At 65.3% G+C, this 8788-nt stretch carries 8 protein-coding genes; 4 read left to right on the forward strand and 4 right to left on the reverse strand.

What is annotated here, in order from left to right:
- A partial coding sequence (mgtE, locus tag L0G76_RS11770) for a magnesium transporter (protein ID WP_304357395.1) occupies window positions 1–1094 on the forward strand: 1094 nt, incomplete at its 5' end.
- A gap of 34 nt (window positions 1095–1128) precedes the next feature.
- Here mgtE and L0G76_RS11775 read toward each other — a convergent pair.
- Window positions 1129–2940, reverse strand: a complete 1812-nt coding sequence (locus L0G76_RS11775; protein WP_096158261.1) for an ABC transporter ATP-binding protein — start codon at window positions 2938–2940, stop codon at window positions 1129–1131.
- The gene (locus tag L0G76_RS11780; protein WP_304357396.1) at window positions 2937–4676 is read right to left on the reverse strand and encodes an ABC transporter transmembrane domain-containing protein; all 1740 of its coding nucleotides are present in this window, start codon (window positions 4674–4676) and stop codon (window positions 2937–2939) included. The genes L0G76_RS11775 and L0G76_RS11780 overlap by 4 nt, the downstream gene beginning before the upstream one ends.
- Window positions 4677–4740: 64 nt before the next feature.
- On the opposite strand from L0G76_RS11780, the gene L0G76_RS11785 reads away from it, so the two are divergent.
- The 3 genes from L0G76_RS11785 (at window position 4741) to L0G76_RS11795 (ending at window position 6599) form a co-directional block, all read left to right on the forward strand.
- Window positions 4741–5622 carry an oxidoreductase gene (locus L0G76_RS11785; protein WP_096160350.1) on the forward strand — a complete coding sequence of 294 codons (882 nt, stop codon included), beginning with the start codon at window positions 4741–4743 and terminating at the stop codon, window positions 5620–5622.
- 120 nt (window positions 5623–5742) lie between these two features.
- The gene (locus tag L0G76_RS11790; protein WP_127361934.1) at window positions 5743–6267 is read left to right on the forward strand and encodes an amidohydrolase family protein; all 525 of its coding nucleotides are present in this window, start codon (window positions 5743–5745) and stop codon (window positions 6265–6267) included.
- 2 nt (window positions 6268–6269) lie between these two features.
- Window positions 6270–6599 carry an amidohydrolase family protein gene (locus L0G76_RS11795; protein WP_304357397.1) on the forward strand — a complete coding sequence of 110 codons (330 nt, stop codon included), beginning with the start codon at window positions 6270–6272 and terminating at the stop codon, window positions 6597–6599.
- A gap of 10 nt (window positions 6600–6609) precedes the next feature.
- Here L0G76_RS11795 and L0G76_RS11800 read toward each other — a convergent pair whose 3' ends face one another.
- Both L0G76_RS11800 and L0G76_RS11805 read right to left on the reverse strand, forming a co-directional pair.
- Window positions 6610–7806, reverse strand: coding sequence for an acyl-CoA dehydrogenase family protein (locus L0G76_RS11800; RefSeq protein WP_092103890.1), 1197 nt, complete (start codon window positions 7804–7806; stop codon window positions 6610–6612).
- 1 nt (window position 7807) lies between these two features.
- Window positions 7808–8788 (reverse strand): CaiB/BaiF CoA transferase family protein (locus L0G76_RS11805; protein ID WP_304357398.1); only part of this gene is annotated, 981 nt, incomplete at its 5' end.

The following is an 8788-nucleotide window of genomic DNA, read 5'->3' on the forward strand; positions in this document are numbered from 1 at the left end:
ACATCGTCGAGGGCCTCGACCCCGACGACCGGGCCGAACTCTTCGGCGAACTTCCCGCCAACGTGGCCCGCAGGCTCATGAGCGGACTCGACGCAGAAGAACGGGAGATGACGACCGCGGTCCTCGGCTACCCGAAGTCCGCGATCGGCCGCTACATGTCACCGGAGGTGCTCAGCCTCCACGATGATTGGACCGCCGCCGAGGCGATGGAGGTCGTGCGCGCACGCATCGACGGCCCCGAGACCGTTTATCTGCTGCCCGTCGTCGGCCCCGGCCGCGTGCTCCTGGGCGTCATTTCGCTGCGCAACCTCATTGCCGCAGAGCCTTCGACTCCGCTGAGCGAGATGGTGCGGGAGTCGATCACCACACACGCGCTCACCAATCGTGAGACGGCCTCCCGTGAGTTCCTCTCCCACCGCCTCATCGCGATGCCGGTCGTCGACGAAGAGGAACGTCTCGTCGGGATTCTGACTATGGACGACGTGCTCGACATCGTCGACGAAGAGGACGCCGAAGACATCGCCCGCTCCAGCGGTTCCGAACCCTTGGACCGCTCCTACCTCTCGTCGACGATCTTTCGCCTGGTCAAGAGCCGCATCGTCTGGCTGCTCGTCCTCGCAGTCTCCGCGATTCTCACCGTTCAGGTCCTCGAAGTCTATGAGGATCGCCTCGACAAAGTCGTCATCCTCGCCCTGTTCATCCCGCTGCTGACAGGCACGGGAGGCAACACCGGCAATCAGGCTGCAACGACCGTGACCCGCGCATTGGCCGTGGGCGAGGTGAGGATCCGCGATCTCGGGAAGGTCATCTGGCGCGAGCTGCGGGTCGGGGCACTCCTGGGTGCTGTGCTCGGTCTCTTGGGATTCGTCGTTGCCGGCCTGGTCTACGGCGTGGCGATCGGACTGGTCATCGGGCTCACCCTGCTGTCCGTGTGCATCATGGCCGCAACCGTGGGCGGACTGATGCCGATCATCGCGAAGCGAGTCGGAGCCGACCCTGCTGTGTTCTCCAACCCGTTCATCTCCACGTTCTGCGATGCCACGGGCCTCATCATCTACTTCTCGATCGCGACGGCGGTGCTGGGGCTCAGTTGAGGGCTGGGTCCAGGCCGACCAGGCCGACCAGGCCTCAGGCCGACCAGGCGGCCCACAGCTGGGCATAACGGCCACCGGCAGCGACCAATTCCTCGTGCGTTCCCTCTTCGACGATCTTTCCGTGTTCCATGACGAGGACGCGGTCCGCGGTCTCGGCCTGGCTGAGGCGGTGAGCGACGACGAGTGCTCCGCGCCCGTCCAAGGCGGCCCTGGCAGATTGTTCGAGGGCGTGGGCTCCGGCAGATCCCGCTTCGGCGGTCGCCTCGTCGAGGATGCCGAAGTACGGGTCGGCGAGCACCAGCCGGGCCAGGGCGATCGACTGCTCCTGGACGGCGGTGAGCCTGGCCCCGCCGTCGCCGACTCCGGTGGCCAACCCTCGGGAGAGTTCGGCGACCCAGTCGGCACCGACCGTGTCCAGAGCGGCAGTGATCTGCTCGTCCGTCGCATCCGGGACCGGCAGAGCCACATTCTCGCGCAGGGTTCCGTTGAAGGTGTGGACCTCCTGGGCGACCATCGTGATGTGCGAGCGCAGGACCGATTCTGGCAGTTTGGTCAGTGACTTTGGCTGGTTCGCTTCCCTCGCCGAGGCGGCTGTGGTCATTGCGAGTCCGGCCCGTCCGTGGGTGGGTGCGGAGAGGCCGGCCGCGATCCGTGCGAGTGTGGACTTCCCGGCCCCCGTGGTGCCGACGACGGCGACGACCTCGCCGGGTTCGAGTCGAAGGCTCACGCCCTTGAGGACGTGGTTGCTCGGCTCCGGGTCCTCATCGTAGGTGAACCACAGGTCCTCAAGGACCAGGGCCGGACGGTCGATGCTGATGTCGGCCGACCGCCTCGGCGAGGTTGCTGCCTCATCGATGACGCCGACCATACGAGTCAGCGAGGCACCTGCTGATTGGATCTGGTCGAAGAGCCCGACGAGGGCGCCGATGGGGTTGAACAGGCGGTGGAAGACCAGGGCCGCGGTGGTCACGGCGCCGGCGGTGGTCTCGCCGAAGTAGACCAGAGCGAATCCGGCGATGAGGAGCAGGGAGAGGACGACGGCCTCGGCGCGGTTGTTGCGTGAGAAGGCGCGGGTGAGGAAACTGAACACGCCGATCGACAGATCGCGGGCCTGCCCGGAAGCGGAGTCGATGCGAGCCAGCTCCCCGGACTCGGCCCGGTAGGCACGCAGGGTTCGAGCACCGGTGAGACCGCCCAGCAGGCGTCCTGCGCGACGACCGAACGCGGCGCGCTCCTCCTTGTAGATCGGCTCCGACCGGGGCAGATACCAGCGCAGCGTGAGCCAGTACATCGGCAGCGCGACGAGCCCGACGATGCCCAGCCGCCAATCGATCGCGGCCAGCCCGGCCGCGGAGACGATGACGATGAGCAGTGATTCCACGACGAGCGGAAGCACCTGCGCGGCTGCCTCACTGATCTTGCGGGAGTCGTCGGCGACGCGGGATACCAGGTCGCCGGTGCCGGTGGATTCGACGCGCTGTGATTCGAGGGTGAGCGCGGATTCGACGACCTGTGTGCGCAGGTCACCGACGACGGGCATCGCGATATGGGCCAGCGCCCACGCCCCGATCCAGGTGCCCAGCGCCATGATCACACCGGCAATGGCCACGGCGATCGCGCTTTCGATGACGAGGTCAGAACCTGCCCCAGCGGGGAGTTCGTCCACAAGACGGCCGATCGCCCAGGGTCCGACGAGGCCGGCACCAGCATTCGCCATGCCAGCGACGATGAGGATGATGAGCCAACCCCACCTGGCGCGCAGCGACGGAGCCAGATGGGCGAAAGAACGGCGCCTGGTGGCGATGGACAGTGTGGTCTGAGAAGTCTGCTCCGGGGTCGCACTCATCGGGTCACCGCGTTTCGGTAGGCCGTGGCGGAGATGCGGTCGACAGATTCGTCGGTGGAGGTGTTGCTCGCGGATTCGTCTGCGGCGGCGAGGAGGTCGGCATGCTTTCCAATCAGGGCCGGACCTGTGGCCGGGACGAACACAACGGAATCGGCTACGGCGAGGAACGCCGGGGAGCTGGTGGCGATGAGGGTGGCTGCATCCTCGCGCGAGCTGCGCAGGTCCTGGAGTCCGGTTGCGATCCGCGCTTCGGTGACGGCATCGACCGCGGTGGTCGGTTCGTGGAGGACGAGGAACTGGGGGTCGGCGTGCAGAGCTCGGGCCAGCGCCACTCGCTGGCGCTGTCCTCCGGAGAGGTTGCCGCCGAGCTCCTGGATTCGGTGGTCGAGTCCGGCGTCGACGAGACCAAGGAGCTCATCGGCACCCGAGGCGGCCAGCACCTCGGCGGTCACTGGGACATCATCGGCGCCGAGGATCATCGTAATGTTGGAGCGAATCGTTCCCTCGAACAGGTCGACCGTGTGGGGTGAGACGATCATCTGCCCGACTCCGGTGCCTCGCGCATGGCCGGCCAGGGCGGCGATCAGTGCGGTCTCCGCCTCGGGTTGCTCGGTGACGATGCAGGTCAGCGAACCGAAGGTTGTGGTGAAGTCGACCGTGCGGTCCTCGCCCACGCTCCAGTCGCGGATACTGATCGCCTCCTCGGTGATGGCGACGGTCGGTGCGGTGGCCTGGCTGTCTGCGGTCGCTGCGGCCGTCGGTGCCGCATCCTCGCCGTCGATGTCGGTCAGGAGCTGGGAGATCCGCTGAGCGGCACCATGGGATTGGGCGAAGAGACCGACGATCTCTGCCAGGGCTCGCATCGGTTCGGTGAGGAATGCGGTCATACCGAGGATGCCGATGAGCGCACCGACGCTCATCTGTCCCTCGATGAGGCGCAGACCGGCGACGATGAGGACGATCGCGAGCACGACCGACATGACCAGGGCCCCGAGACCGGCGAGTCGTCCGGTCCGCTCGCCGGTGGCGATGCCGGCTGTGGCAGCTTCGTCCGAGGTGTGACGGTAGCGGCTCACAGCCCAGGGTTCTCCGCCCATGGCCTTGATCACGCGCAGGCCGTGCATGAGGTCGGAGGCTGACCTTCCTGCTCGTGCCACGGCTTCGAGCTGTGCACTGGCCTTCGTGGACACGGACCGTCCGGGCAGAGCCACGATGATGAGGCCGATGGGTACGGCGATGAGGACGACGAGGCCGGTCACAGGGTCGGCGATGAGGAGGAAGACGGCGGCCGTGATCATGCCCAGCACCGAGGCGATTCCCCGCCCCAATTGGGCGAAGGACTGTGCCGCCGTGTCCGCATCCGCCGAGGCGATTGACAGCACCTCACCGGAAGCGCGGTCCGGAGGGAGGTTTGCCGAGGTGAGCGCGGCGTGGGTGATCTCGACGCGCAGGGCGTGCGCCTCGTGTTCGCGGGCAGAATTGCACAGTCGTGCGCCGAAGCGGTAGCCGAGGCTGAGCACGGTGAACAGCAGGCCGATGCCAATGATGGACACGATGAGCATCGGGAGGGACAGCGGGATGATCGCGACGTCGACGACGATGCCGATGGCGACCGGAACGAGCGCTTCACAGACCTGCCACAGCGACATCGTGATAACGCCGGGAAGCAGGAGGCCGAGGCGTCGACGGGCGGCTCTGCGGAGGAGAATCGAACCTGATGAGGGAGTCTGCGGCACGAAGGCTACCCTAACATTTTGCGAGGAGCCGTGGAGGCCCTCACTTGGGCTTACGATAGGTTCCATGGGCACCAGGCTCGATGACAACATTTCATCCGCGGCCGACCGCACCATCGTCATCACCGGTGGCAACAGCGGAATCGGCCGGGCGGCAGCATCCATGCTCGCAGGCATGGACGCTCGAGTGGTGCTTGCCGTGCGCGATCTGGGCAAGGGGCGGGCTGCGGCCGAGTCGATGCGTGGAATCGTCGATGTGCAACGTCTCGATCTTGCCGACCTCGGCTCTGTGAAAGCGTTTGCCGAGAATTTCACCGACCCGATCGACATCCTCATCAACAATGCCGGGATCATGGTCCCTCCCCTCGGGCGGACCGCTGACGGGTTCGAACTGCAGTTTGGGACGAACCACCTCGGACATTTCGCCCTCACCAATCTGCTGCTCGGCCAGATCCGCGACCGCGTCGTCACTGTCTCCTCGATCGGGCACCGTTCGGGGACGATCGACTTCGATGATCTCAATTGGGAGCGCAAGCCCTACAAACCCATGGCCGCCTACGGTCAGTCGAAGCTCGCCAACTTGCTCTTCACCTCCGAACTCCAGAGACGGTTCTCCGACGCCTCGTCATCGGTCATCGCGACCGCGGCCCATCCGGGGCTGGCGGCGACGAACCTGTACAAGCGCGAGGGCAGCCGCGTATTCGCTTCCGTCACCGAGGCCGTGATCGGTCTGATCTCGCAGAACGAGCAGCAGGGCGCTTTGCCGACACTGTGCGCGGCCACAGCGGATATCCCGGGCAACAGCTATGTCGGCCCCCGACGCCTCAAGGAGACCACGGGACAGCCGACGCTCGTCGACCGTTCTGATGAGGCCAAGGACGCCGAGGTTGCGCGTCGCCTGTGGATGGTGTCGGAGGAGCTGACCGGTGTGGAGTTTCCCGAGATGTGACAATCGGTGCGGATCGTGTGTACTTCATGGAGCAGTGTTGGATGGGTCACGTGGCGCGATACGGCAGCGACCTTGAGGAGTGAGCAGAACCGAACTCGGGCGACAGACTACGGTGGCATCATGACTGCTTTGCGCAATGTCCACATAGTCGATGCGGACCATACGAAAGACGAAGAACTCGTCGACGTCGAGTTCGCGGACACGATCACCTCGATCCGTCCCGTGGCCGAACCTGATGTTGAAACCGCACGATTCCTGGTCCCCGGACTCATCGACACCCACGTCCACCTCGGCGAACGCGAACGACTGGTCACGGCACTGAATTCGGGTCTGACCACCGTGGTCGAGTTGGGCACACATCCGGATTCGCTCGTCGAAGAATTCCGGGCCGACGACGAGCTGCCGACGATCCTCAGTGCGGGATCCGCCGCCTCGGCGCCGGGAAGCACTCAGATCGAGATGATGGGCTTCCCAAAGGAATCCGGGGTGAGTGACCCTGCCGATGCCGAACGATTCCTCGACTGGCGAGTCGAGAACGGCTCTGACCTCATCAAGATCATCGCCGAGGACCCGGCCGCCACCGAGGCCCCCGCACTCTCGCACGGATGGAGGAACAGGGCACCATCGTCTCTCCGACGCTCGTAATGATGCGCGCCATCGTCGACGCACGCTTCGGCGACCAGGCCGATGCCGCCTTCGGCACCGGCCTCGACAATGTCCGCGCCATGATCGAGGCAGGAATCACCGTCACCGCGGGCACGGATGCGAACGAGACCCCGTTCGCTCCGGTCCTGCACGGCCCCTCACTGCACGACGAGATCGACTACCTCATCGACGCCGGAATGACGACCGCCGAGGCGATTCGTGCGGCCACGACCTCAGCCGCCGAGGCGCACGGCCTGGGTGATCGCGGCCGGATCGTCGAGGGTGCCCGTGCCGAGGTGTGGGTGGTGGGGGTCTCGAAGCACCGTCCCTGACCTCGCCCGTTTACCGGAAAGCCTGCTCACCCGTGATGTGACGGCCCAGGATGAGAGTGTGGACCTCATCCGTGCCTTCGTAGGTGCGCACCGATTCGAGGTTGTTCGCGTGCCGCAGCGGTGAGTACTCGAGCGTGATGCCGTTGCCGCCGAGCATGGCACGGGCCTCCCTGCAGATAGTGATGGCCTCGCGGCAGTTGTTGAGTTTGCCGACCGAGATCTGGATCGGGTCGAGCGTGCCTGCATCTTTGAGGCGACCGGTCTGCACGGCCACGAGGATACCCTTCTGGATCTCGAGGACCATGTTCACCAGCTTCTGCTGGGTGATCTGATAGCCGGAGAGCGGTTTGTCGAACTGCATCCTCTCCTGCGCATACTTCAGAGCCACCTCGTAGGAGTCTCTGGCGGCGCCCATCGCGCCCCACATGATTCCGTAGCGTGCCTCGTTGAGGCAGGAGAACGGCCCCTTGAGTCCACGCACATCGGGCAGGACCGCCTCGGCGGGCAGTTGGACATCGACGATGTCGATATCGCACTGGATGGAGGCGCGCATCGACAGCTTCTGTTCGATCGGGGTCGCGGTGAATCCCATGGTGTCGGTGGGGACGAGGAACCCGCGGATGCCTTCGTCGGTCGCGGCCCAGATGACGGCGATATCGGCGATGGAGGCCAAGCCGATCCAGCGCTTGGCTCCATTGAGGGTCCACGAACCGTCGTCATTGCGTGTTGCCGTGGTCGCCATCGATCCCGGGTCGGATCCGGCGGTGGGCTCGGTCAGGCCGAAGCAGCCGATGATCTCGCCCTTGGCCATCCCCGGCAGGTACCGGTTCTTCTGCGCTTCGGAGCCGAATTTGTGGATCGCGGACATCGCCAGCGACCCCTGCACGGAGACGAAGGTCCGTAGTCCCGAGTCGCCAGCTTCGAGTTCCAGTGCGGCGAGGCCGTATTCGACCGCGGAGCGTCCCGGGCAGCCGTAGCCGTGCAGGTGCATGCCCAGTAGCCCGAGGTCGCCCATCTCGGCCACGATCTCGCGGGGGAAGACCGCGTTTTCGTACCAGTCGGCGATGTTCGGGCGGATCCGTGCATCGACGAATCCACGAACCTTATCGCGGAGTTCGATCTCGGTCTCACTGAAGAGGCCGACGAGGTTGAGAAGGTCGGAATTGTCGAGGTCGGCGGCGTCCTGCGTGGTGGCGGTCGTAGTCATTTCAGGCTCCTGTGGTGGCTGGGTGCGGGTGGTCGGCGGCGCCGAGGATATCGTCCGTATCGGCTCCGAGCTCTGGTGGCGCGGAGCGCACGGGTGGGCGGAGTCCGTTGAAGTTGACGGGGAATGCCACCTGCCGCATTGGTCCGGCGGTGGGATGGTCGACCGTCTGGACCATCCCGAGGGCTTCGGTCTGCGGATCGGCATAGACCTCGTCGAGGTGTTTGATCGGTGCAGCGGGGATACCGGCGGCGGAGAACAGTGCGCACCAGTGGTCGACGGTTTTTGTCCGCAGGGTTCTCGAGAGTTCCTCATTGACGTACTCGCGGTTGATCACGCGTCCCCGGTTCGTTGCGAATCGCTCGTCCTCGCCGAGGCCTGGTCGGCCGATGGCGGTGCACAGCTGCTGCCACAGAGAGTCGTTGCCGATGGCGATGACGAAGTAGTCATCGGCGGCCGGGTAGGCCTGGTAGGGCACGAGGTTGGGGTGCCCGGAGCCAAGCGCGTGCGGGCGTTTCCCGTCGGCGAAGTAGTTCGTCGCCCAGTTCACGTGCAGAGCGAGCTGACCTTCGTAGAGCGAAGTCGTCAAGTACTGACCTTTCCCGGTTCGGCTGCGCTCGAAGAGTGCGGAGACTATACCGATAATTCCGAACAGCCCTGCACCCAGGTCACCCATGGCGAATCCGGCCTTCATCGGCGGTCCCCCTGCCTCACCGGTCAGGGACATGAGACCACCGCGAGCCTGGGCGACCATGTCATAACCCGGTTCATCGCGCATCGGCCCGTGATCGCCGTAGGCAGAGATGTGGAGGATGACGAGGTGCGGGAACTTCGCTGCCAGTTCCTTATAGTCGAAGATCGTCTGCAGTGAGCTACCGGGCCGGAAGTTCTCGACGAGGACGTCGGCGTCTGCCAACAGTTCGTGGACCTGCGCCTGTCCACGATCGGACTTGAGGTCGATCGTCACGGACTTCTTGCTGTGGTT

The sequence above is a fragment of the Brevibacterium picturae genome, assembly GCF_030453725.1.
In the GTDB taxonomy this organism is placed as follows: domain Bacteria; phylum Actinomycetota; class Actinomycetes; order Actinomycetales; family Brevibacteriaceae; genus Brevibacterium; species Brevibacterium sandarakinum_A.